We start from the raw sequence: 23996 nt of genomic DNA, 5'->3' as shown, positions 1-23996 counted from the left end.
AAGTCAGGCAGTAGACGCGTATAAATAATGGGGGTAAGTAGAAAGTGTTTCAGGCTTCCTGGCTGAATTTTATATTTTTAAGTTCTTAAAATTCAGCATCATGATAAATGTTTTGCACATCATCTAAGTCATTTAGCATATCTAAAAATTTTTCAAACAGTATCAATTCATCGCCGCTGATAGTTGTCATACTTTTAGGTAAAAATTGAATTTCGTCCACTTCAAAATCAATCTCACCCAATAAATCCATTAAGGCTTGCTTGGCTTTAAAATAGTCGGCAGGCGGGGTAAATACAGTGATCTTTCCCGCATCACTTTCGATATCAGTAACATCCACATCAGCGGTTAGCAATGCCTCAAGAACCGCATCTTCATCATCATTTTTAAATGCCAAAATAGCGGCATGGTCAAACATATGGCTAACCGCACCTTGAATACCAATTTTACTTTTAGTTTTGGTAAAGCATTGGCGCACATCATTAAAAGTGCGGTTAGGATTGTCGGTTAAGCTATCGACAATGACCATACAGCCACCTGGGCCAAAGCCTTCATATCGCGCAGGTGTAAAATCTTCACCGCCGCCGCCTTTGGCTTTGTCAATGGCTTTTTCAATAACATGCGCAGGAACTTGGTTTTTCTTGGCTCGCTCAATTAAACCACGTAATGCTAAATTGCCATCTGGATCGCTCCCGCCTGCTTTAGCACACACATATAATTCGCGGCCGTATTTGCTGTAGACTTTTGCCTTGGAATCAGACGTTTTAGCCATAGACACTTTACGATTTTGATACGCTCTACCCATTTGACAAGTACTCTCTTGAAAGATTAAATACGTCAATTCTACAGATAAGTTTTTACATAAGGAAGTTTTTAGCAATCTGCTGGCAAGCTTGAGAAGCCAACTTAAATTAGGATGAAAATATAAGTTGGGTTGGTTGTTTTTAATCCAATATGAGCAAATGGCCATCAATATTGGATTATCAGAGAGGCGCGGGTTTTATTTATTCTGCTAGCGCTTTAATTGCATCCACGTTACGGAAAAACACTTTGCCGGGCTTAAGTTGCTCGATAAAATCTGTTTTTTTCAGTTTATCCATTACAGGGCCTTTGGCTTCTGCAATATTTAAGGTTTTGCCTGCTTTTTGCAGCGCATGATTGATATGTTCTAACGCTTCCAACGCGCTAGCGTCAATGTCACTGACCGAGGTAAAAATAAGCACAACATGCTTGGTTTCAGGTTGCTGGGCTAATTCAGTGGTTAGATAGTTTTCAATGTAATCAATATTAGAAAACATAATGCTTTCGTCAATACGAATGAATAATAGATGTGGCCAGGTTTCGACGTGATGGCGTTTAATATTACGGAACTGTTCGGTATCGGGTATGCGCCCTACCACCGCAATATGCGGTTGGCCGGTTTTACGCAAATGGCTGGCGATAGTTAAAATAATCCCTAAGACAATGCCTTCTTCAATGCCAAAGACGAGAACACCTAATAAGGTCATCAGCTCAGCAAGTCCGTCACCGCGATCATAGCGCCAAGTGTGCAGTATGTTTTTTAAACGTAGTAGCGGCAGAATAGCCATTAAAATAATCGCCGCCAAAACTGCTTTCGGAATATTAGCAAACCACGGGGTAAAAAATATGACGGCCACGCTGAGTAATCCGGCGGCAATTAACATGGCCATTTGGGTTTTAGCGCCGGCGGCAAAATTAACCATTGTGCGACTAAACCCACCGGCCACCGGCATACCGCCAGACAGTGCCGCTGCTAAATTCGCCGCCCCTAAAGCAATTAATTCTTGGTTAGGGGTGATTTTTTCACCGCGCAAATTAGCAGTGACTTTGGCAATAGCTACGCTTTCTACGTAAGCAATTAAAGCAATAAACGCGGCGCTGGGCAATAACAAACGCCACTGTTGGCTACGCATAAAATCGAGATTTAAGCGTGGAAAGCCAGATGGCACTTGGCCGACCACCGCGACATGTTGTTGAGATTGCAAACTAAAATAACTGACGGCGAGTGTGCCAACCACGACCGTCAATAATGGCGCACATTTGCTGATGGCGGTGACAATAGACACCGACAAACCCAGTTTTTTTAGCAGCGTGATGAGCGGTTTGCCAAATACGATCAACACGCCGAGCGCTGCTAACGCAATGCCCAGTGTCGCGGCATTAAAACCTTGAATATATGTACCATAACACGCCACATTCAAGCCACAGGTCGGGGTTTTTAAACCGGCTAATTGGGGCAGTTGGCTAGCGATAATAAGCAGCGATGCGCCACTGGTAAAGCCGGTTAATACCGGATGGCTGATAAAACTCACTAAGCCCCCCATCTTTAATAATGCCATCAACAACATAATTAAACCGATTTCTGCTGATAAGATCACTGTGCTTTGCACGGGATTACCCAAGGCGCTAATCTCAGGGGCGCTTAACGCACTGGCAATCATGATGGCGGCGATAGAAACCGGGCCTACCGATAAGGCTCTACTGGTACCGAATAAAGCGTACAGTATGGGCGGTAAAATACTGGCGTACAAGCCAAGCTCTGGCGGTAATCCTGCCAGTATGGCGTAGGCAATGCCTTGCGGGACCAGCAATATAGCGGTAATGACACCGGCAAACAGATCCTCGCTAAAATCTTGACGGCTGTAGGTTTTTAACCAGCCGATGATGGGTAGGTAGTGCGTCAGCCTTGACATGGGGTAGGGGGGGGAGGAGTAGTCATGAGGTCAGTAAGCCACTAAGTGGGCAAGGTGATTGCCCACTTAAGCCTGCTAGTGGTTAATCTTCTTTGGTCAGGCTTTCCACGTAAGAGGCTTTATGTGGAATGTCAAAGCGTGAGCCTTTCAGCATTAAGCTCCAATACATCCAAGGGAAACCGATTTTTTTGCCGATCCACCAGATAAAACGGTTTTTTCTGGGGTCAAGCAGGGGGAATGACGGGGTTACTTTGCCGCCGTAAGAAAACTCTGCCAGCATCACGGTACTCAATGAAGTGGTTAATGGGCAAGAGCCGTAACCGTCGTAGCCTTCGGCCAATGCTTTGTTATTCATAATGGCCAAAATGTTATCGACTACTACCGGTACTTGTTTTCTAACGGCTGCTGCTGTTTTAGCATTCGGTGTTGAGGTGGCGTCGCCCAAGCCGAAAATATTGGGGTATTTGTTATGTTGTAGCGTTTTATCATGCACGTCTACCCAGCCGCCCGCGTTAGCCAATGGGCTGGTTTTGATGAAGTCCGGCGCACTTTGTGGGGGGGTAACATGGATAAAATCAAACGGTTTGGTGACTTGCTGTTTGTTGCCGTCTTTATCGGTTGCTTCAAAGGTAGCGGTTTTAGTCGCGCCATCAATAGCTACCAGATTGTGGGTGAAGTTGGTTTTAATGCCGTAACCTGCCACCACTTTCATTAATGCTTTTGCAAAGAAGGGGATGCCGAACATACCCGGTGTTGCAGTGTAAAATTCAATGTTGAATTTATCCAGTATGCCTTGTTTGCGGAAGCGGTCAGCAGCCAAATACATGATTTTTTGTGGTGCGCCCGCGCATTTAATTGGCATGGGTGGCTGGGTGAACAGCGCGTTGCCGGATTGTAGATTTTTCAGGCATTCCCAGGTGTATTCGACATGTTCTACGGAGTAATTACTACAGACATTATGTTTGCCCAAGGTTTCCTTCAAGCCGCTAATTTTGCTCCAGTCCAGTTGTAAGCCAGGGCAGACCACCAGATAGTCGTAAGTAACGGTTTCACCAGAACGCAGGGTGACGGTATTGCTGTCAGGTTGAAAGCTATCGGCATAGTCTTTAAGCCATTTTACGCTACTATGAATCAAATCGGCTTCATTACGGGTGCATTGTTTTAGCGTATAAGCGCCACCACCAACAATCGTGAAGCCCGGTTGGTAATAATGCTTTTCGGATGGTTCAATCAGCGCAATATCAATCTTGGCATTTTGCCGACGCATATTATTAGCAACCGAAACGCCAGCCGCGCCGCCGCCGACGATTAAAAGTGTGTGGTGTTGTGACATACTATCCTCCGGGATATATTATTTTTTATTATGTTGCGCACAAACTGTGCGATTAAGTCTCTGTTAGACAGAAAACCCCAGTGTTACATGAGTTTAGCTAACGTCCGCTAAATTCACCTAACAAATCAAGCCTGCTTCAATACAGGATGTTACAGATTACATATTGCAACGATGTTGTTCGTTGCGTATCAGTAACATCAAGCCAGGTTTAAACGGTTTTTTGCCAAGCCTCATAGCCACCTGCGACAGAGAGCACATGAGTATACCCCAATGTTTGCAGGCTTTGGGCGGCCAATGCAGAACGACCACCGGTGCGGCAGTAAATCAGGACGGGTTTGGATTTATTGGCTAATTCAGGGATTGTACCGATCTTAAATTCCAGTACACCGCGTGGTAACGGTATGGCTTGCTCAACATGCCCAGCCGCGTATTCGCTTTCTTCGCGGGTATCAATCAGCGTGATATTGCCCTCAGCAAGTAATTGTTTGGCGTTTGCCACATTAACTTCGGTAATGTGCTGTTTTGCGGCAGCCACCATGTCTTGAACGGTTGCTCCACCGCTGGCTGGCATGTTGCCGCCGCAGTTAACTACCGGAACATCTGTCGTTTTAGTGGTTTCCCGCACGTTCTCTCTGTGAGCAACGGCATCCTGATGTTCATTTTCTTCCAGGCCGCAATAGCGGTTAGCAGATACGGCTTCATCAATCAGTCTTGGTCTGGGCAGATTGAGATTATTCATAATCTCTATGAATTGTTCGCGTGTTTTGCCTGCCAGACGCGGGTTGGTCGTGCGCTCCTGCATAATGCTGCTCACCCAGCGTTGTTGGTAGTCGTGGCCTGGGTAAACTAGGGTTTCATCCGGTAAGGTAAATAAACGCTGGGTAATGCAGTCGTAAAGTGCGCCTGCATCACCACCTTGAAAATCAGTACGTCCACAACCGCCTATAAACAAGGCATCGCCGGTAAACAGCCGGTCGCGCCATAAAAAGGAAATACTGCCTTTGGTGTGGCCAGGGGTTGCAATTACTTTAAGTTGTTCGCCGTTGCTGAAAGCAAAAATATCCCCGTCTTGTATTTGAAAATCCGCTGTTTCTGCACCACATAACGCACTGACACCGGTTTGTGCGCCCAGACGTTGCCGTAACAAACCGCTGGCAGTGATATGGTCTGCGTGGACGTGAGTTTCCAGGGTATATTTGAGTTGCAAGCCGTGTTCTGCCAATAAGGCCAGATAGTCGTCAATATGGGTGTTGACAGGGTCAATCAACATCGCTTCTTTGTTGGCCGTATCGGCAATCAGATACGTGTAAGTCCAGGTTTCTTGATCAAATAATTGTTTGAATAACATCATGTTTCTCCGTTTGCTGGTGTTGGGATATTTCACTACCACGGGGATAGTGTCAATCAGATGTATAAACTAAAGCAGGATATATGCCAGCAAGGTTTTTGTAAGTTAATTGATTGTTATTACTGGTTTTTTAATATAATTGCGCTATCATATTAACTGCTTTGTTGCTATTAAATATGTTCCATTGAAACATATTTATGTTTCAATGGAATATTATGTGAAACATTTATTAATAAAGTCGGCTATTCAAGTTCTTTTGTTGCACAGTGAGGAAACTTTCTTTACTCTATAAATGTATAAATTTGCACAGTTTTGGAGTAAGGATTATGGAACCGTTAGCTATTTTAAAAATAGTGTTTTTCTTGATGTGGCCTTTGTTAATTATGGGGTTTATTGTCCTGATTAAAAAGTACCGTAAAAATAAAGGCTCAGGAAATAGTTTGTGGCATCATTGATGAACAGGCTCTATTTGTTGTACAGGCGGTGAGCCATAAAGCCCAGATAGATAGAGAAAATCATCACCAGAGTCTCGAAATTACCCATCCCCAATCCGGCAATAGAAGGGCCCGGACAATAACCGCTAATGCCCCAGCCGATACCAAAAATGGCAGCACCCATCAGCAACGGTTTATCAATCACCGATTTGTTAGACAGATAAAATTGTTTATCGAATAATGGTGTTGGTCGTTTGAGTATTTTTCTAAAGCACAGCGTTGTGATGGCCAGCGCACCGGCCATCACGAAAATCAAACTGGGATCCCAGTTGCCGGTGATGTCCAGAAAGTTTAGCACCTTGGCGGGGTTGGTCATTTGCGACAGCGCTAATCCGATGCCAAAGAGTATGCCGCTGATAAGGGCGATTACGATGAGTTTCATGCCAGCACTCCCAGTACGTGACGCATAATGTAAACGGTCAAAAAGCCAGTCGCCATAAAGGTAATCGTAGCTGCAATCGAACGCACGGAAAATCGGGCAATACCACACACAGCATGGCCACTGGTGCAGCCGTTACCCATGCGTGTGCCGAAACCGACCAAAAAACCGCCGAAAGCCAATAGCCACACCGGAAAATTTTCGCGTGGCTGATAAAAATCAGGTTTTATCTGATGGAATAAAAAAGCCCCCATCATAATTCCAATAAGAAAAGCCAAACGCCAAAACAGTTCAGTTCGCTCAGCTTTAATTAAGCCGCTCATAATACCGCTGATACCGGCGATGCGACCGTTGAACAATAACAGCAAGGTGGCGGCCAGTCCTATTAGGATGCCGCCGGTTAATGCCGAGTAGGGCGTGAAATTTTCCATAATATTTTTAGGGTTGGTATGTTGAAATAAATCAGTGTATTACTGGGTTTTTAATCCGGCGTTATTCCAGGCATCTATACCGCCTTCCAGGTTATATACTTTTGAAAATTTTAGCGACTTCAATACGGTTAACGCGTGCTGAGAACGCCCGCCTTTTTGACACTGGGTGATGATCGGGGTGTTTTTGTACTGCTCAAGTTCCGTGAGTCGACCCAGTAATTGATCCAGTGGAATATGAATAGCGCCTGGAATGTGCTGTTGGTTCCATTCATCCTCTTCGCGTACATCAACAATGACCGCTTTCTTTTCGGCTAGTAAGGTTGAGGCTTGTTGTGGCGAAACACTGCCCGTGTTGTTTTCCAGAATCGAACTGCTTTGCTGTTGATTTAAGGCCAATACCAGATTGTTGTTAGTATTTTGCGCTTGTGCGGTAGCGGTAACCAAGCTAAGAATACCTATGATTAATTTGTTCATCATTACACCTTCTGTGTCAGTTATATAAAAAATAATGGATTGATTTAGCGTTGTCAGGTTTTTACTGTGGGTTATCAAGCAACACTCAAAACAGGATGATCCATTTGCTGTGCGGCATATTGCAAAGCCGCTTTAATGTCATCGGCCTCAAGATAGGGGTGGTCTTCAAGTATTTCTTCACTATTAGCACCCGATGCCAATAAATCCAGAATATCTTTCACTCGGATGCGCATATTGCGAATGCAAGGCCGACCACCGCATACTTGCGGATCAGTAGTAATTCTATAATGGTTTAGACATGGCGTTTTTCTCTTGATTCAGTAGGTCTTATAGGGTACTTCGGCAATCGCAATCACCTGACTTTTCTTTGTAAATATTCAGTAACTATTACATTTTTTCATGGCCTTAATGTAACGTATTCATTCTGGAATAACAAAACTCAGGGTGTGACATGATTTACGATACAGGTGCATTTTTGGTCAGTGGCTTGTTAATACTGGTTTATTACCTGTATTTATGGCGACGGACTCGCCGCGCACCGGATTCAAGTGTACATGCGCTCAATGCCAGAGTTCGGGAGCGTTGGGTTGACATGGTCATGAGCAAAGGCAACATGGAAATTCTGGCCGTTCAAACCTTACGCAACTCGGTGATGGCGGCTAATTTCATGGCATCGACCGCCGTGCTACTGATTATTGGCGCGTTAAACTTAAGCGAAAAAATCGGCACATGGACGTTGCAATGGCATCCCCATGCCTTGGCCGATAGTGAATCCAGTCAGTTATGGCAGATAAAATTAGGCCTACTACTGCTGGATTTTTTCATTGCTTTTTACTGTTTTGCCATGGCCATACGTTTTTTCAATCATGTCGGTTATATGATTAATCTGCCTGGCGACGCATCGACAGGTGACAGTTTATATCAACAAACCTGCGCCTATTTAAACAGAGCCGGCAGTTACTATATGCTGGGAATCCGCACTTTCTTTTTTAGCTTGCCGATCATCTTGTGGTTTTTCGGCCCCTATTTTTTGCTGCTGGCGACGCTGGTGCTGATAATAGGGCTTGCCATGCTGGATAGGACACCGAGCTGAGTACAGGCCGTTGTTCAGCGCTCTTTTTAAGTATCATTGTTGGAATTGCCCTCTTCGGGAGAGCCAAATTTTTTCGTCGTGTACGATAACACCAGGATCGACAGGCTTAAAATGGCAATCGCGCCGGTAATGCTCAGCAATAAATACAAATGAAAATTGTCTGATACTTTCTGCACATCAATCACCAGATGCCGCGATAGCGCGGTAATGGCAATATAAATCAGGTATTGCACCGGTAAACGATGCGTTCTGAAGTAAATGCCGACCATCGCGCCCAATTCCAGATAAATGAACAGCAGCAGGATGTCTTCCAAACTGGCATGGCCGGATTGCACCATGTGCAGATAATCATGTATTCCTGACCATACAATCATTGCCCCTATGCCGAACAGCGCAAGATAATGGAAAAGATAAACCAGGCTGTCGCCTATTTTTTGGATGATGGCTATCTTACTGTCCATAAAGATTCCTCTTGATGCCCTCCTGGTTTAAGGGCTAAATTTTCAACTGTCAGGCTCTTCGTTAATCTCTAACCATAACGCATTAATAATAGCTAAAGCACAGGCCAAACCGACACCTAAAATCCATGCAAAATACCACATACTGTTTTCCCCTTAATACAACACGTTCTTGTTGTTCTGAATATCCTCAACCGTTACTTTGCCGCGCATAACGCGATACACCCAGGTGGTATAAGCCATAACGATGGGCATCATCAACACGGTAGCAAAGAACAGTATGTTTAAAGTGTAGCGGCTGGCGCTAGCATCCCATACGGTTAAACTGCTGGTCGGCGAGATGCTGGAGGGCATGAGAAAGGGGAACATCGACCCCGCCGCCGTCACTATAACGCAAACAACGACCAAACAGCTGGTTAAAAACGCCCACCCAGTATGGCGTTTAGCCGACAAAAACACCACTAGCCCAGTACCGATAATGGCGAGCAATGGCGATAATAGCAACCAGGGATAGGTGCTGTAGTTGGCTAGCCACAAACCGCTTGCTTTAGTCACCGTTTTTGATAATAGATTGGCGACAATATGGGTATCAATAGGTGAGGTAACGCGGTAACCGTCCAGACCGACCGCGACCCAAACACCCGCTACAATGAAGCCCACGATAAAAACCAGACTGCTCCACAGGATAACGCGCCTGGCGCGTTTGGCAAGAGTCGCCTCAGTACGCCAGTGCAAAAACACCGCACCGTGCAAGCATAATAACGCTACCCCAATGACCACGCACAGTAAGGCAAAGGGTTGAAATAAATCCCAGAAACTGCCGGTATAGTTGGAGCGTAAATCGCTATCAATCTGAAACGGCAAGCCAATAATCAAGTTGCCAGCGCCAAGGCTTAACACCACAGCAGGTACTAAGCCTCCGGCAAACAACGCCCAATCCCATGCTGAACGCCAACGCGGGTTGGGCAGTTTGCTGCGATAATCAAAGCCTACTGGGCGCAAAAACAAGCCGAACAACAGCACCAGCATTCCGGTATAAAGCCCTGAGAAAAAGGTGGCATACACCAGAGACCAGGCACCAAACGAAATGCCGCCCAGCGTAACCAGCCACGTCTGGTTACCTTCCCAGGTGGGGCCGATGGCATTGAGCATCACGCGCCGTTCATCGTCAGTTTTGCCGAGAAAGGGCAGCAACATGCCTATCCCTAAATCAAAGCCATCCATGACGATAAAACCGCAAATTAAAAATACCAGCAGTGCCCACCAGATAAGTCGTAGTGTTTCAAAATCAAGCATGATCTAATCCTTGCTGTTCAAAATGATAGCGTCCGGTGTGTAAGCTGCTAGGCCCTAAGCGCACATATTTCGTCATCAAAAACAGTTCGATAACCAGCAGCACGGTGTAGAACACAAAAAATCCTGCCAGGCTTAAATATAACTGCCCTACATCAACGTTGGAGGCGCTTAAATGCGTCGGTAAAATACCGGCGATTGTCCAGGGTTGACGGCCATATTCGGCGACCACCCAACCCAGTTCGTTTGCAATCCAGGGCAAGGGAATGCCGTAGAAAGCCAGGCGTAACAGCCAGCGTTGTTTATGGGCGGTGCGTTTGGCGTTGTAGTAGAACGAGGCTGCGAAAATAAACAGCATCAACACACCGCACAACACCATGCCGCGAAATGTCCAGAACATCGGTGCTACTTTGGGTATTGAATGGCGGGTGGCTTCCTCAATTTGCGCAGGTGTCGCATCGATGACTTTGTCTGTATAGCGTTTCAACAGCAGACCATAGCCCAGATCGTCCTTGTGACTTTCAAAAGTGGATTTTGCTTGCAGATTAAGTTTATCCAGGCGCAATTTTTGCAGGTTTTCATAAGCGATCATGCCGCTTTTAATACGCTCGCGGTTGTTGGCCAATATGTCGTTTATACCGCCGACTTTTTCGTCTATTGAGCGCGTAGCAATCAGGCCTAATACCCAGGGAATAGTGATGGCGTAGTCAGTTGTCATGGTTTCTTCGTTAGGCAAGCCGAGCAGCGTGAACGAAGCGGGGGCTTTTTCAGTTTCCCATTCGGCTTCGATGGTGGCCAGTTTGGCTTTTTGCACTTCGCCCACGGTGTAGCCACTTTCATCACCTAACACGATCACCGACAGCACCGAAGCCAGCCCGAAACCGGCGGCAATCCTGAATGAGCGCCTGGCAAAAGCGACATCGCGGTTTTTTAACAGATAATACGCACTGATGCCCAACACAAACATCGAGCCGGTGACATAACCTGCCGCCACGGTATGCACAAATTTGACCTGTGCAATCGGGTTAAAGAACACGTCGGCAATGCTGGTCAATTCCATACGCATGGTGTCGTAATTAAACTCTGCACCGACCGGATGCTGCATCCAGCCGTTGGCGATCAATATCCACAGCGCCGATAAACTTGTACCTAAAGCCAGTAACCAGGTCGTTGTTAAATGCTGGATTTTACTGAGGCGATCCCAGCCGAAGAAAAATAATCCTACGAAGGTGGATTCCAGAAAAAACGCCATCATGCCTTCGACAGCAAGTAGCGGGCCGAAAACATCACCCACATAGTGCGAATAATAAGCCCAGTTGGTGCCAAACTGAAATTCCAGGGTGATGCCGGTGGTAACTCCCATCGCGAAATTAATGCCGAATAGTTTGCCCCAGAAACGCGTCATGTCTTTGTAAATCTGCTTACCCGACATTACGTACACCGATTCCATAATCGCTAGCAGAAATGACAAACCCAGCGTGAGTGGTACAAACAGAAAATGGTACATAGCGGTCAGTGCAAACTGAAGCCTCGATAACTCCACAACTTCATTGACGATCATTAACGACTTTCCTTATTTTTTTGTGAAATAACTGCTGGATGCGACTCACCAAAAATTTTCTCGGCGATAATCGCACCATCGACGGGAGGCTTGTTGCCAGAGAAAAATAGCCACCACAACCCGCTTAGCAACAAAAACTTCACCAGCAAGGCCAGCGTTATTTCTTTGCTATACGATAAAAATCGAACGTGCTTGCTGGGGAATGGCATTATTTTTCTCGATTAAAATACAGGAAGACTAAAATGAGTCCAAAAATGAAGGCAGGCATGACGAAAAAGCTACCTTGGGGCTGATCCCAGTTTTCGGTGCCTCTGCGTAAAGCGGAGTCTTTGGATTCATCGTAAGGCACATTTTTTTTTACGGAAAATTGTTGTGGCCAATTGAGTGTGCTATCAAGACTCAGGCTGCCTGTGAAATCCAGTGTTGTACCAACGAGGCTGGTATTAGCAGAGGCACTTGATACTGGGGTGATTGCTAATGACAGAATGATGGCCAAGCTTGAAATTGTTTTTTTTATCATGGGTTTCTCCTGCGAGTGGTTAAAGTCGATAGTGCTGAAAAATTTTCGGTATGGCTGATGGTAAATATCAAGTTTAATAAGGCGTAAGCAAGTAGACCTTCTCTTGAAGGTTTGTTAATCCGGCCGTTTTGAACTGGGGATAAATGTCTAGTACGTCTTGGTTAAGCAAGAGATCGATACCATAGTTATCTTGGTAAAGCGCGTGGATTTCAGCTTCACTGACTGAAAATGGTGGACCAGTCATTTCTATTTGGTCATATTCAAAAGTGACTAGCAAAATTTTAGCCGTGTTAGGCAAAATGCTTTTTAAATGCTGTGCATACTGCTGGCGCAATTCAATAGGCAAGGCGACTAAGGACGCGCGATCAAAAACCCCTTCAACATTCTTAACATGATGCGGTGTTAAGTCGAAAAAATCGCCTTGCAGTAGTGTCAAATGCTCGGTTTTATGGCAGTGAAAACAGTCTTGCTCAAAGCTATTAGGATTTAGTCCATTTTCAGTAAAAAAATCACGGACTGCTAGCTCACTGATTTCAACCCCGACGACACTATGCCCTTGTTGTTGCAGCCATAAAAGATCGAGGCTTTTGCCACATAAGGGCACGAACACACGGCAATTCGGTGTCAGATTCAAATGTTGCCAAAATGTAATCAGATGACTGTTGATTTGTTGTTGATGAAAGCCAATTTTATTGTCTTGCCAATTTTGCAGCCAAAATTCAGGGGTCATACACTATTACCGGTCGGATTTTTCTAAACGAATTTGATAAGCAGCATGGCAGGCTGTACATTTTCCCATTGCGGCACTTAATTGTTGCAGCGTGTGCTTAGGGTTTTTTAAAGATTCTGCATCAGCGGCTATCTGGTCAAAATCTTTATGCAGTGACATGCCCATCTGCATGAATTCTTTGGGTAATACGCCGTGTAGGTGCTTTTCGGCATTGTGTGCCATTCCTAGCCCTAATGGGCTGGCTGCTTGCGCCACTGCCACCATGTCATTGTTAGCCAATGCTGTCAGGATATTTTGTGTGCCTGCCAATAACCCGCGCATCTCTCCCAAAACATGGTTGCGTTGCGGTTCGTTAAGGCTAAGGATTTGGCGATTATCAATATTTTCTGCCAAAACTGAAGTGGCGAAAAATGCCAACAGGAATAGGGCGGTTTTGTTCATGATGTGCATGGTTTATTCTGTGTAAGGTTATAAAAATAAAGCGGGTAAGGTGCTTATCCATAATCTATTTCTAACTGTCAGTGCGTGGCTATTGTGACAGGTTGTCCACTGGTTAACGATTTCATAAAGGCCACTAAATCCACTTTTTCTTGTTGGGTAAGATGCAACGGGAAAATCTCTTTGTCGATAAACTGATTTTTATCGCCGCCTTTATCGTAATGCTCAATAACTTCTTCCAGTGTTTTCATACTGCCATCGTGCATATACGGTGCGGTTAAGGCAATATTCCTTAGCGTGGGTGTTTTAAATTTGCCAATATCCGTTAACAGTTTAGTGACATTAAAGCGCCCCAGTTCAGAACGCTGGGCATCGGTTAACGGGAAATTATCTGAATTTTTGCCCTGGTTGACAGCGGCAATCAACGCATCTAAAACGGGTGTTAAACGTTTAAAGCCTACGCCGACATTATAAAAACGGTTATCGGTAAATAAGGCGTTATTCCAGGATATTTCATGGCAAACCAGACAATTGCCCTTACGTTTGAAAATGCCTAAACCCCGCTCCGCACTCTGCGATAATACCGAGTGATCGCGTCCAAACAGATAACGGTCAAAAGGCGAATTACCGGCAATCAAAGTGCGCTCATAGCTGGCAATAGCTTTGGTGACATGATTAATCGATATTTGGTGCGGTTGTATGGCAAACACTTTTTGGAATTGCTGGCCATAGTGTGCATCTTTTTGGATGGTATCAACAATAGCCTGATGATTGTTTAAACCATGCTCAATGGGGTTGGTAAACGGCCCCAAGGCTTGTGCTTCCAGGCTGTTTACCCGACCGTCTAAAAACAGGGTTTCAAAAAATGCCGCATTAATAACGGTAGGGGCATTGCGCGTGCCGGTTTGCCCGTTCAATCCTTTAGCTAACGGTAGTCCATCGGTAAAAGCTTTATCGGCATGGTGGCAACTGGCGCAACTGACCGTGCCATCTGCACTAAAGCGTTTATCGTTGAACAAATGTTTGCCTAAGGCGATTTTTGCATCGGTTTGTGGATTATCAATCGGTACAGTTAATGGCGGCAAACCGAGATTTTGATCGGCGACAGTTGCGCCTGAAAGCATTAATCCGACCAACAGCGTTAAAGAAAATCGCATCACTCTCTCCTACGGACAGAAACTTGGGTTTCAGAGCAGCGGCTAGAAAACATAGTCAACTCCCAGCCAAATATTATTGTTGTTAACGCTGTGTGCTTCTGAGGTTAATTTTCGACTGCCATGTTGCCAGCCCAATTTAACGGTTGCTGATTTATCGAGTTCATACAACAGTTCTATTTCACCCTGAAACAGGTTTTCGGATGCGCCGCGATGTTCGTCATTAACATACTGGCTGGTGAAGACATTTTTTTCATAATCAACAATAAAAATGGCACTTAACCGTTCCAGTATCTGTAGTTTCAACTCCGCAGACGCATAATGATTGACATAGGATATGTCGTCATCCACATTGATAACTTTCTTATGGTCTGCTACGCCGCGTTCATAATGATAACCCAGTAACAACGCTATCCCTGGGCGGATAGCCCACTCAAGATGTGGTCCCAGCGTCCAGAACTGCGTATCACGATGCTGGAAAGGTGCGTTGTAATGTCGCAAGCCATAACGACCCAGTAAACGGACGGTTATGTTATTCGTTAAGGGTTGATCTAAATGAATAGACCAAAAATGATTGCTTAATAGCTCATCGTGTTCCGATTCTGCACCATTTTCCCGTCTTAAAACATTTTTGCCTAAAAAAAGCTCAGGTACAAAGTTGTAATCGAGACTTATCTTGGTATCCGTTGCAAATGTCTGTGACATTTGTAATTCGTACAAACCATGTGTGTAGGCCGATTGATCGACAAAGACATACCCACCCGCATCCAGCGACACTTGGATTTCACCTAATGCATTATTGCCAGACCATTCAAGTTCAGCTTTCGGTTCATAAACAAAATCCGCGCCTTGGCTGGGTCGATCAACCACCGGTTGCGTCGGGTCATCTTTAAGGGACAATCGCCGAGTTACCGAGAATAAAGCGACATCATCCGTGTAATGCATACTGTTGTCGATATTGGCTGACCAATCTGCTGATGTATTGAAACTCACTAGCGTTATCCCGATAAAAAATGCCGCCTTTAAAAAAAATGACGGCATGAGCGCATTCAAATGGCGGCCTTTCACAGTTTCGTAAGCGTCTCTTGTCCTGTGTGGGATTCGGTTAGATTGTCTTCATTTTCATTACCGATGAAATGAAGTACAGTCATAGTGATGATAAAACCCAGAAAAATGAAAAACAACAAAGGCAGTGCAAAAGGGATGTCATGATGATCCCTTAGGTTCATCCCCAAAATTGCAGAAAAAATACGCAACATAAAATCTAACATAGCCATTACTCCAATCAGTTTTTAAAATAATCAATGCGTGGTTAAAATCGGTACTCTGTAAAACGACAACAGCGGACTCCTGTGGTGTACTTAAAAAGAGCCAGCGGAGGCGTTGTAAACCTTGATCCGCTGACTTAAAACTGTGCACTTTTAATGCACAACAAGGGGAGGATGGTATTTATTTTTTAACATCTGGCATATCTTGAACAATCAGTACGTAAGGTTCGCCCAAAGGGATTTTATCTTCGGGTTTTTGGAAATAAACTACCTTGCCGTAGGTTTCGTGTACGGTGGGTAAAATGGCGTTGGCTTCTTCCTTGGTTAAGTCGGGGAAGGTGGCACAGGCTCTGCCGACTTCGGTTTTGTGGTAATGCCAGTAATGTTTTTCTTGTGCAGGTAAGGTGTTGTACTGGGCGGTGGGTATAATGTATTCAAAACCAATCGGCTTGTCCTGGTCTTTCATGCCGCCTGGAAACATTAAGCAGACCAATGTGCCGTCATCGTAGGCTTTACAGTGATGGTGAACAATGGCGTGTAATTTAGGGTCTTCAATGCTCATGACATCCGGTTTAAGATGTCGAATAGCCTGAATATGCAAATCATTAAACCCCATGACATTCGGGTGTTCTATTTGCCGTGGGTTCATGACAGGATTGTATTTTGGTTCCGCTGACACCGGCATCATCGCGTGGTTATGTTCCAGTTCTGTGATGGCGTTGGGCGTGTTGGTAGCGCAACCGGCAGTTAATACCAATGCTGCACTGGAAAGCAATAATCGTGTGTTCATTTTTTCATCCTCCCAAGGATCATCTAATAATTATAGTGATGTACCAGGCTTTTCTGGCTATCATCTTTACTAAAGCGAAGATCGTGCCAATAGAGAAAAATATTTTTATCTATTTGTTTTTAATGGTAAATATTTTTTTTTGAAAACTATTATGATTGCCGTTGTGTTTCATGTATAGTTTCTTATGAAACGGTTATTTGATTCATTTGAACATTTATGAAACAAAAAATCATTGCAGTTTTTATCAGGAATTCTCTATCGCATGGTGCGTTGTTTTTAATGTGTAGTTTTCTGACTAATACGGAGTTGTTATGCAAGCACAAAAGGCTATGCCCTTAATAAATGAGGACGAATATCTGGAAATGGAGCAGCAGGCTAAATTTCGCCATGAGTACGTTGATGGCTATATTTATGCGATGACGGGAGGGTCGCGGGCGCATAATAAAATCAGCGGCAATTTGTATGCGGCCTTACATCAGCAGATCAAGGGTACACCTTGTGATGTGTATATGAACGATGTGAAACTAAAAATTGCCCATAAGCACAGTTATTATTATCCCGACCTTATGCTGGGTTGCAGCCGTGACGAAATAGATGCGTATTTTTTAACCCAGCCGTGCTTGGTGATAGAGGTGTTGTCGCCGTCAACCGTTCGCACCGACAGACGGGAAAAATTAATTGCGTATCAAAGTATTGCCAGTTTGCGTGAATACTTTTTGGTGTCGCAAAGAAAACAGCAGGTAGAGCGTTACCACCGTGCTGATGAGGCGGGATTGTGGCATTTAACCGTTTATGAAAAAGGCGATCAGGTGCAGTTTTCCTGTATTGATTATCAGTTGGGCATGGATGAGATTTACGCAGGTGTTTTAGGTACAGCGTTTTCAACTTAGGACAGTTACAGTCACCGTTCGTGCTGAGCTTGTCGAAGCATGAACGGCACACTTCGACAAGCTCAGTGCGAACGGTTACGCTGTAACTATTGAACTGTGAAAACGCTGTAGCTAATATCCAATGTAGGTGCAGTTTCTTGCGAAACGGTTTTGTGATTCATTTGAGCACGTATGAAACAAAAAAAACAATCTTTAGGCTGGGTCAGTGAGTATTCCGAATGGTTAGCGCAATTTGATAGTGCGACGCTGTTATCGAAAATGCTCGATCTTTGTGAGTCCTCTGCTATTTATATTGTCGATAAAAATCAGCAGGTGCTGTATTGGGGCGACGGTATGGAAAAGTTAACCGGCTTGCGCCAGGAAAATACGGTCGGCAAGCCTTGTTTAGCGGAATTCACGCTTGCTGAAGCTGATGATAATCAAGAGCAATCCATAAAGCTATCTCAGGCCAACGGTGACAAAATCACATTAAAAAAAGTGAGCCAGATTTTGTTTGATCGATTGGGGGCGTTTGCTGGCGGCATCGCTGTGCTGACTGAGGCATTAGCACCTGCTACTTTTGTACCCAAAGTATTGGCGACCGCAAAACAAAATTTTCATGGCATTTTAAGTCGCTCACCGACGATGCACGATGTGTTTCAAATTATTCAAAATGCCGCTGAAACTGAAGCGACCGTGTTGGTCAGGGGTGAGAGCGGTTCTGGCAAGGAGTTGGTTGCTAAAGCTATCCATACCTTAAGCGCACGCCGCAACGCGCCTTTTCTGGCGATTAATTGTGCGGCACTGTCTAGTAACCTGTTAGAAAGTGAATTATTTGGCCATGTACGTGGCGCTTTTACGGGGGCAATAAAAGATCACAGCGGTTTATTTCAGCGTGCCAATGGCGGCACGTTGTTTCTGGATGAAGTGGCTGAAATGCCTATGGAGTTACAAGCCAAATTACTGCGGGTGTTACAAGAACGAAACTATATTCCGGTCGGTGGAAACCGCACTATTGAGGTGGATGTGCGTATTGTGGCGGCAACGCATCGCTCCTTAAGGGAGGAGGTAAAAAATGGGCAGTTTCGTGAAGATTTGATGTATCGGCTACGGGTTGTGCCTATTTTTTTGCCGCCACTTAGGGAGCGTAGGGAGGACATCAGTTTGCTGATTTGGCATTTTATCAGTCAGCATAATGACCAGCGTGTGCGCATCATAGAAAAAATTGACCCGCAAGCCATGCGTTTATTACTGGATTATGCCTGGCCAGGCAATGTTAGGGAACTGCATAACGTGGTGGAGTATGCGTTTGCTGTGGGTAGGGGTAGCACTTTAAGGCTGTCTGAGTTGCCGCCCGAATTTAGGGAGCCGCGCATTGTAGGTATACAGAAGCAATCGGCTAAACGCAATCCAGCATTGGATACCGAAGATGAAGCCGCTGCGATTCGTCAGGCTTTAGAACAAAATCATGGCCGAGCGGGGTTGGCAGCTAATGTACTGGGTATGAGCAGAGCCACGTTTTGGCGTAAGCGTAAGGCGCTTGGGTTATGAGTTTTGTACTCTCTGATTATTATGCTGTGGCTGTACATTCCCAAGACAATCCCAACAGTGTAAATAAACCCCCAAAAACTGAGCTTGGCCGTATAAATTAAAAGCCGCCTACACTACAATCAATACATCAAAATCCAAAATTGTGAACTGAGGAGCCAAGCTATGCAAGCGATAGAATTTGAAGCGGATGCAAAAGGCCGAATGATTGAAATTCCTGAAGAATTTGGAGCATTTGCATCTAAGGAACGTGCATGAAATAACTTGAACAACTTAAACGCCACCACCGTTCGTGCTGAGCCTGTCGAAGCATGAACTTGCTCAAGTTATTTCGTGCGCGTTCCTAAGCATTTAAAAGTTAAGATTTCGATGGATGATCACAGCGATAATATGCCTAAAAAATCAACTCGTCGACTATCAGCCTTGTCCATAGATACACTGGCGTTTAAATTTGATCGTGAAGAGGCCGCAGAGGACAAAGAAGGTTTGGGGAGTCGTATTCATAGACGTTTTTCCGCACTAGGCGGTGTTGAGTTAATTTTGCCTAATCGCCAGCTTTCCAGACAGCCTCCTAACTTATTGGAATAGGGTGCTTCATGATTCTTCTGGATACCAACGTCATTTCGGAGCTGATGAAAATTTCGCCTGATCTGCAAGTGCTAAATTGGCTGGACAACAATACAAGCAAAGGCTTGTTCATCAGTGCCATCACTCAAGCTGAAGCCGTATTGGTACCGTATATTGAATTTCAACATCCGGTGTAATACGCTACGCTATTACGCCCTATGTGGCCTGATAACGCTATTGCCCAATCTACACCAAGCCTACGATTGCTTTCATGCTTGATATTATACGGGAGTCCAGTACAATAAAAGTCATGAGAACCGTCATAGAAACCCCAATCTTCCAAAAACAAGCCGAAAAAATATGGACTGAAGATGAACGCTTGGAATTTATCGCTTGGATTTCCAGTCATTCTTTGGCGGGTGATGTTATTAAGTAGTCAACCATAAGTCGTTTAACATTTTATGGCTCACGACCCACGAATCATGGGCATTTGGTGTTAAAAAAACTTTTGAACGACTACTTACAGGCGCAGACGGTGCGAGAAAAGTCAGGTGGTCAATTAAAGGCAAAGGCAAGCGCAGTGGAGTACGCGTGATTTATTTTAATCTGACCGAACAGGGGACGATTGTGCTAATTACGTTATACCAAAAAGCCGATCAATCCGATATTTCAGTCAGCGATATTAAAAAGGCGGTATAGTGGACATTGAAAAAATAGCGCAAGCCATTGAGACTGATGCAGGTATGCCTCTAGCGGATATTCGGCAAGCCCTGACAGAAATGCAATCAGAGACTGGTAGGATAACCACAGCTGAACAAATTTTGGTTCGCTCTGCCCGTACAAAATGCGGCCTGTCACAACAGGCGTTTGCAGCAAGAATTAAAACACCCGTGGCAACCTTACGCGATTGGGAACAAGGTAGGTTTGTACCGCCGGGTGGTGTCCTGTGCCTACTAAAGATTATCTACAATCATCCCGACTTACTAGGTGAGCTTGATGCCGCATAAATCCAATCGATAAGCCAACGCGATAAGGCGTAATTTATAGAGTGCAATAGGCGAAAGCTGTATTGCACCGTAATATTGAATTTCAACATCCGGCATAATACGCTACGCTATTACACCCTATGCGTGCTGATGATTATGCTATGGCGTAAATTTCCCAAAATACCCCACAGTGTAAATAACCCCAAAAAACTAAGGAACGTGCATGAAATAACTTGAACAACTTAAACGCCACCACCGTTCGTGCTGAGCCTGTCGAAGCATGAACTTGCTCAAGTTATTTCGTGCGCGTTCCTAAGCTTGACCGTATAAATTAAAAACCGCCTACGCTACGATCAACACACCAAAATCCAAAACTGTGAACTGAGGAGCCAAGCCATGCAAGCGATAGAATTTGAAGCGGATGCAAAAGGCCGTATGATTGAAATTCCTGAAGTTTCGATGGATGATTCAGGTTTCGAAGAGCAACTGGAAATTGGGCGGGAATTCATACGTGAATACCCTGATACGTTTCAAGCGCTAACAATACGTTGTGAACGAAAGTCCACGGAGTGATTTATTGTTTTTATGTACAATTGTACATACAATAAAGTCATGATAATTGAATTTGATCCTGACAAAGCGGCGGCAAATCCATTAAATCACGAAGGTGTGACATTTAATGAAGCCAAAGCTGTTTTGCTAGACCCTTACGCACTAACACGAGAAGACAATGATGCGGATGAGCATCGATTTATAACGCTTGGCATGGGCGCAAAAAATCGTATTCTGATTGTCGTTTGGACGCTACGTGGAGAGTCAGTGCGTTTAATTTCTGCCTGGAAAGCTAATCAACCCCAAAGGAGACGTTATGAGCAACAATTCTGATCCACTTTTTGACAAGTATGCTGAAATGGATTTTACTGATGCTAAGCCTGTTTTTCAAATTCCAGCATTGGCGCAATTGCAGACCGAACAAGGTAGCAAGTCTCGGATTACCATGCGTGTTGATAATGACACGTTATCTATTTTTAAAGCGCGTGCTGAAATGAGCGGTGGAAATTATCAAACTTTGATGAACGAAGCGTTACGACAGTTTGCCCAAGGCATAACGCTGGCTGATATCGTGAGAGAAACCATTCAAAAGGAATTACGTTTACATCCTTAATCCGCTGCACAAATAAACTCCAAAAACTGAGCTTGGCCGTATAAATTTAAAATCGCCTACGCTACAATCAACACAGCAAAGTCCAAAATTGTGAACTGAGGAGCCAATCCATGCAAGCTACAGAATTTGAAGCGGATGCAAGAGGTCGAATGATTGAAATTCCTGAAGTTTCGATGGATGATCCAAGTTTTGAAGAGCAACTGAAAATTGGGCGGGAATTCATGAGTGAATATGGTGATACATTTACTGCCCTGACAAAATACAAATAGCATTTTTACGAAGACAAAAAACAGGAAATAAAATGCCCGTCATTTCGTATTTTTTTGGCATTTATATTCGCATGTATCATGATGACCATAATCCGCCACATTTCCATGTCGAATATCAAGGTCATCAAGCATTAATGGCTATTGAAAGTGGTGAGCTTTTAGCGGGAACATTACCGCGCAAGGCAATTAAACTGGTACGCGAATGGGCGCAAGAACACCAACAAGAGTTATTAGCTGATTGGCAATGTGCTATTGAATTGAAACCACTACAACGTATTTCAGGAGCTGATAATGATTAAAATCACCCAAGCGCAACATGTACAACACAGAGTTTTGCGTTTACATTTTTCTGATGATTCCTACGGTGATTATGACTTACAACCCTTAATTGACCGACAAACAGAACTGGTTATGCCTTTAAACGATGAGCCGTATTTTAAGCAATTTTTTTTAGAATTGGGTGCACTGTGCTGGCATAACGGTTTAGAGCTAAGCCCAGGCAATATTCATAAAAAATTGGCTGATCAACAACAATTGCATTCACGCACTCAAGTCGCTTGATTTTTGGCGGTCATGAAAAATACAGCCAAACACCCCCACAGCGCAAATAAAATCTAAAAAACTGAGTTTAGCTGTATGAATTAAATAACAGTTACGTTACAATCGCTCAGCGAAAAAACTTTACAGTTTTTGACCCGCCCGAACGCAATAAATCACGCCAATTTAAGCCGTACTGTGTCAGGTTTGTTGCCAAAATAAAAAAGCCCTTAAACAAGGAACTTACCATGACAATGGTTTCTAATCCAAGCACCAAGCACCAAGCACCAAGCACCAAGCACCAAGCACCAAGCACCAAGCACCTGAGCGATGGCGTTTTATTGTTGGCTTACTGGCAATACTGATTGCCTGTACCGTTAGCAACACAGCTAATGCCGACTTAACCACGGGGTTAATGGCCAATTGGAATTTTGATGATTGCGCTGTAAATAACAGTACGGTAAAAGATACAAGTGGCAATCAAAACAACGGAACAATTAACGGCAACCTAAGCTGTGTCGCAGGTGTTAGCAATACAGCATTACAATTTGACGGAAAAAGTTACATCAACGTTCCTAGCTCTAAATCCTTGAATCCAGTCGACCAATTAACCGCATCCTTTTGGATTCGCGTGGATGATTTTATTAATCCTGTTTCAACAATCATTCATAAAGGTGGTGTAGGTATTCCTGTTTGCTTAAACAATAGAGAATACGCATTTTATGTGCATAATAATTTTGTTTTTCATCAAACTCCAGCAGGTGATGGTAGTTGTGCACATCAGGTATATAGTACAAAAGTGATTGAAAAAGGAAAATGGCTGCATTATGTTGGCGTGATTGATCGAAAAAAACACGTTATGTCTATTTACATCAATGGTAAATTAAACATTGAACAGCCTGATAGTTATAGCTCATTCAATAACAATAATGATGACTTGCGCATTGGCTTCTCAAAAGAAGGATTTTCTTGGGAGTCGCCTTTCAAAGGAGCATTAGATGATGTCCGCCTTTATAATCGCGCCCTAACCGATATGGATGTGCAGGCGCTTTATACCAGTAATGCTCAATTTTCAGACGAATTTAACGGAACAGAGCTTCAAAGTACCTCTTGGTCTCCTGGACAATTTAATCTACCAAGCCAAACACCAGGGATTATAACTGTATCAGGTGGCACAGTAACTTTTGGTGCTTGGAGAACCGCCAACACTGAGAATAAGGTAACTTTTTCCGGCAACAAGATTGTAATCGAAGCAAGGTTTGCTGGATTAGGTTCGGGCAGAGATACCCATATCGATCTTGTCGATACAAAAACAGGGGATTATATTTCGGCCGGAGAATCAAATTATTGGGCTGGTCTTTATCTGCATGGCTCAGGTAGCTTTGGTCTCAGTCCAGATTCTAATAATACAAATCCATCCGTAAACACGTTTAAAGAATATCGCATTACGATTGATGGAACTTCTTTTACTATTGAGCGTGGAGATACCCTCGCAAATATTACAGAAACAAAAACTAGAAAACTAGTACTCAGTCACTCTTTAAATGTCGAATAACAGCCCCCATAAACAAGTTTCACGT

At 44.2% G+C, this 23996-nt stretch carries 34 protein-coding genes; 14 read left to right on the top strand and 20 right to left on the bottom strand.

The genetic code is table 11. The features are described 5' to 3' along the window. Positions 1-85: 85 nt before the first annotated feature. The 8 genes from CRENPOLYSF2_RS06085 to CRENPOLYSF2_RS06050 all read right to left on the bottom strand — a co-directional run bounded on the left by CRENPOLYSF2_RS06085 (position 86) and on the right by CRENPOLYSF2_RS06050 (position 7451). Positions 86-802 (bottom strand): YebC/PmpR family DNA-binding transcriptional regulator, encoded by a 717-nt coding sequence (locus CRENPOLYSF2_RS06085; protein ID WP_087143061.1) that lies wholly within the window; start codon positions 800-802, stop codon positions 86-88. Between the two features lie 199 nt (positions 803-1001). Beyond that, positions 1002-2711 (bottom strand): SulP family inorganic anion transporter, encoded by a 1710-nt coding sequence (locus CRENPOLYSF2_RS06080; RefSeq protein WP_087143060.1) that lies wholly within the window; start codon positions 2709-2711, stop codon positions 1002-1004. A gap of 82 nt (positions 2712-2793) precedes the next feature. Continuing rightward, positions 2794-4044, bottom strand: a complete 1251-nt coding sequence (locus CRENPOLYSF2_RS06075; RefSeq protein ID WP_087143059.1) for an NAD(P)/FAD-dependent oxidoreductase — start codon at positions 4042-4044, stop codon at positions 2794-2796. A 208-nt stretch (positions 4045-4252) separates the two neighbouring features. Continuing rightward, complete coding sequence (locus tag CRENPOLYSF2_RS06070) at positions 4253-5392, bottom strand: MBL fold metallo-hydrolase (protein WP_087143058.1); 1140 nt, start codon at positions 5390-5392, stop codon at positions 4253-4255. Between the two features lie 465 nt (positions 5393-5857). Continuing rightward, positions 5858-6268, bottom strand: a complete 411-nt coding sequence (locus CRENPOLYSF2_RS06065) for a DUF6691 family protein (protein ID WP_087143057.1) — start codon at positions 6266-6268, stop codon at positions 5858-5860. After that, on the bottom strand, positions 6265-6696 hold the full coding sequence (locus tag CRENPOLYSF2_RS06060; protein WP_087143056.1) for a YeeE/YedE family protein: 432 nt from the start codon (positions 6694-6696) through the stop codon (positions 6265-6267). Before CRENPOLYSF2_RS06060 ends, CRENPOLYSF2_RS06065 begins: the two co-directional genes overlap by 4 nt. A gap of 39 nt (positions 6697-6735) precedes the next feature. Then, positions 6736-7173 (bottom strand): rhodanese-like domain-containing protein, encoded by a 438-nt coding sequence (locus tag CRENPOLYSF2_RS06055; RefSeq protein ID WP_140396813.1) that lies wholly within the window; start codon positions 7171-7173, stop codon positions 6736-6738. A 71-nt stretch (positions 7174-7244) separates the two neighbouring features. Further along, complete coding sequence (locus CRENPOLYSF2_RS06050; protein WP_245807925.1) at positions 7245-7451, bottom strand: DUF433 domain-containing protein; 207 nt, start codon at positions 7449-7451, stop codon at positions 7245-7247. A 170-nt stretch (positions 7452-7621) separates the two neighbouring features. Here CRENPOLYSF2_RS06050 and CRENPOLYSF2_RS06045 point away from each other — a divergent pair, with 170 nt between their 5' ends. Beyond that, the gene (locus CRENPOLYSF2_RS06045) at positions 7622-8263 is read left to right on the top strand and encodes a DUF599 domain-containing protein (RefSeq protein WP_087143053.1); all 642 of its coding nucleotides are present in this window, start codon (positions 7622-7624) and stop codon (positions 8261-8263) included. 26 nt (positions 8264-8289) lie between these two features. Here CRENPOLYSF2_RS06045 and CRENPOLYSF2_RS06040 read toward each other — a convergent pair whose 3' ends face one another. The 12 genes from CRENPOLYSF2_RS06040 to CRENPOLYSF2_RS05985 all read right to left on the bottom strand — a co-directional run bounded on the left by CRENPOLYSF2_RS06040 (position 8290) and on the right by CRENPOLYSF2_RS05985 (position 16475). Beyond that, on the bottom strand, positions 8290-8724 hold the full coding sequence (locus tag CRENPOLYSF2_RS06040) for a phosphate-starvation-inducible protein PsiE (protein WP_087143052.1): 435 nt from the start codon (positions 8722-8724) through the stop codon (positions 8290-8292). A gap of 42 nt (positions 8725-8766) precedes the next feature. Continuing rightward, the gene (gene cydX, locus CRENPOLYSF2_RS06035) at positions 8767-8865 is read right to left on the bottom strand and encodes a cytochrome bd-I oxidase subunit CydX (RefSeq protein ID WP_087143051.1); all 99 of its coding nucleotides are present in this window, start codon (positions 8863-8865) and stop codon (positions 8767-8769) included. A gap of 12 nt (positions 8866-8877) precedes the next feature. Further along, entirely contained in the window at positions 8878-10017 is a 1140-nt protein-coding gene (cydB, locus tag CRENPOLYSF2_RS06030) for a cytochrome d ubiquinol oxidase subunit II (RefSeq protein WP_087143050.1), read from the bottom strand. Further along, positions 10010-11575 carry a cytochrome ubiquinol oxidase subunit I gene (locus tag CRENPOLYSF2_RS06025; protein WP_087143049.1) on the bottom strand — a complete coding sequence of 522 codons (1566 nt, stop codon included), beginning with the start codon at positions 11573-11575 and terminating at the stop codon, positions 10010-10012. Before CRENPOLYSF2_RS06025 ends, cydB begins: the two co-directional genes overlap by 8 nt. Continuing rightward, positions 11575-11784 (bottom strand): cytochrome oxidase putative small subunit CydP, encoded by a 210-nt coding sequence (gene cydP, locus CRENPOLYSF2_RS06020; RefSeq protein WP_087143048.1) that lies wholly within the window; start codon positions 11782-11784, stop codon positions 11575-11577. The genes CRENPOLYSF2_RS06025 and cydP overlap by 1 nt, the downstream gene beginning before the upstream one ends. Then, a complete protein-coding gene (locus CRENPOLYSF2_RS06015) occupies positions 11784-12095 on the bottom strand; it encodes a hypothetical protein (RefSeq protein ID WP_087143047.1) in 312 nt (103 codons plus the stop codon). Before CRENPOLYSF2_RS06015 ends, cydP begins: the two co-directional genes overlap by 1 nt. Before the next feature lie 73 nt (positions 12096-12168). Next, complete coding sequence (locus tag CRENPOLYSF2_RS06010; protein ID WP_087143046.1) at positions 12169-12825, bottom strand: thiopurine S-methyltransferase; 657 nt, start codon at positions 12823-12825, stop codon at positions 12169-12171. A gap of 6 nt (positions 12826-12831) precedes the next feature. Further along, positions 12832-13275 carry a hypothetical protein gene (locus CRENPOLYSF2_RS06005; protein WP_245807919.1) on the bottom strand — a complete coding sequence of 148 codons (444 nt, stop codon included), beginning with the start codon at positions 13273-13275 and terminating at the stop codon, positions 12832-12834. 68 nt (positions 13276-13343) lie between these two features. Next, entirely contained in the window at positions 13344-14420 is a 1077-nt protein-coding gene (locus CRENPOLYSF2_RS06000; RefSeq protein ID WP_087143045.1) for a cytochrome-c peroxidase, read from the bottom strand. Positions 14421-14462: 42 nt separating this feature from the next. Continuing rightward, entirely contained in the window at positions 14463-15410 is a 948-nt protein-coding gene (locus CRENPOLYSF2_RS05995; RefSeq protein WP_140396812.1) for a TonB-dependent receptor, read from the bottom strand. 71 nt (positions 15411-15481) lie between these two features. After that, positions 15482-15688, bottom strand: coding sequence for a hypothetical protein (locus CRENPOLYSF2_RS05990; RefSeq protein WP_087143043.1), 207 nt, complete (start codon positions 15686-15688; stop codon positions 15482-15484). Positions 15689-15866: 178 nt separating this feature from the next. After that, positions 15867-16475: a DUF1264 domain-containing protein gene (locus tag CRENPOLYSF2_RS05985; protein WP_087143042.1), complete on the bottom strand. Its 609-nt coding sequence runs from the start codon at positions 16473-16475 to the stop codon at positions 15867-15869. 311 nt (positions 16476-16786) lie between these two features. Between CRENPOLYSF2_RS05985 and CRENPOLYSF2_RS05980 the strand changes: the two genes are divergently transcribed. The 13 genes from CRENPOLYSF2_RS05980 to CRENPOLYSF2_RS05935 all read left to right on the top strand — a co-directional run bounded on the left by CRENPOLYSF2_RS05980 (position 16787) and on the right by CRENPOLYSF2_RS05935 (position 23971). Next, the gene (locus CRENPOLYSF2_RS05980; RefSeq protein ID WP_087143041.1) at positions 16787-17365 is read left to right on the top strand and encodes a Uma2 family endonuclease; all 579 of its coding nucleotides are present in this window, start codon (positions 16787-16789) and stop codon (positions 17363-17365) included. A 171-nt stretch (positions 17366-17536) separates the two neighbouring features. Then, entirely contained in the window at positions 17537-18895 is a 1359-nt protein-coding gene (locus CRENPOLYSF2_RS05975; protein WP_087143040.1) for a sigma-54 interaction domain-containing protein, read from the top strand. Positions 18896-19225: 330 nt separating this feature from the next. Further along, positions 19226-19480 carry a hypothetical protein gene (locus tag CRENPOLYSF2_RS05970; protein ID WP_140396811.1) on the top strand — a complete coding sequence of 85 codons (255 nt, stop codon included), beginning with the start codon at positions 19226-19228 and terminating at the stop codon, positions 19478-19480. Between the two features lie 8 nt (positions 19481-19488). Beyond that, complete coding sequence (locus CRENPOLYSF2_RS18510) at positions 19489-19656, top strand: PIN domain-containing protein (RefSeq protein ID WP_140396810.1); 168 nt, start codon at positions 19489-19491, stop codon at positions 19654-19656. Between the two features lie 74 nt (positions 19657-19730). Next, complete coding sequence (locus tag CRENPOLYSF2_RS19005) at positions 19731-19895, top strand: hypothetical protein (protein WP_217884075.1); 165 nt, start codon at positions 19731-19733, stop codon at positions 19893-19895. 262 nt (positions 19896-20157) lie between these two features. Further along, positions 20158-20466, top strand: coding sequence for a helix-turn-helix domain-containing protein (locus CRENPOLYSF2_RS05960; protein WP_087143038.1), 309 nt, complete (start codon positions 20158-20160; stop codon positions 20464-20466). A 375-nt stretch (positions 20467-20841) separates the two neighbouring features. Beyond that, positions 20842-21018 (top strand): hypothetical protein, encoded by a 177-nt coding sequence (locus CRENPOLYSF2_RS18790; protein WP_176371050.1) that lies wholly within the window; start codon positions 20842-20844, stop codon positions 21016-21018. 39 nt (positions 21019-21057) lie between these two features. Then, complete coding sequence (locus tag CRENPOLYSF2_RS05955) at positions 21058-21330, top strand: BrnT family toxin (protein WP_087143037.1); 273 nt, start codon at positions 21058-21060, stop codon at positions 21328-21330. Further along, positions 21314-21610, top strand: a complete 297-nt coding sequence (locus tag CRENPOLYSF2_RS05950; RefSeq protein WP_087143036.1) for a BrnA antitoxin family protein — start codon at positions 21314-21316, stop codon at positions 21608-21610. The genes CRENPOLYSF2_RS05955 and CRENPOLYSF2_RS05950 overlap by 17 nt, the downstream gene beginning before the upstream one ends. Positions 21611-21720: 110 nt before the next feature. Continuing rightward, a complete protein-coding gene (locus CRENPOLYSF2_RS18785) occupies positions 21721-21879 on the top strand; it encodes a hypothetical protein (RefSeq protein WP_176371049.1) in 159 nt (52 codons plus the stop codon). A gap of 32 nt (positions 21880-21911) precedes the next feature. Continuing rightward, complete coding sequence (locus CRENPOLYSF2_RS05945) at positions 21912-22178, top strand: DUF4160 domain-containing protein (protein WP_087143035.1); 267 nt, start codon at positions 21912-21914, stop codon at positions 22176-22178. Then, positions 22171-22440, top strand: a complete 270-nt coding sequence (locus CRENPOLYSF2_RS05940) for a DUF2442 domain-containing protein (RefSeq protein ID WP_087143034.1) — start codon at positions 22171-22173, stop codon at positions 22438-22440. The genes CRENPOLYSF2_RS05945 and CRENPOLYSF2_RS05940 overlap by 8 nt, the downstream gene beginning before the upstream one ends. Positions 22441-22831: 391 nt before the next feature. Beyond that, positions 22832-23971, top strand: a complete 1140-nt coding sequence (locus tag CRENPOLYSF2_RS05935; RefSeq protein ID WP_087143033.1) for a LamG domain-containing protein — start codon at positions 22832-22834, stop codon at positions 23969-23971. Positions 23972-23996: the final 25 nt, after the last annotated feature.

Origin of the sequence: Crenothrix polyspora (genome assembly GCF_900163755.1) — a bacterium.
GTDB classification, from domain to species: domain Bacteria; phylum Pseudomonadota; class Gammaproteobacteria; order Methylococcales; family Methylomonadaceae; genus Crenothrix; species Crenothrix polyspora.
This window is presented reverse-complemented; position numbering and strand designations above follow the sequence as displayed.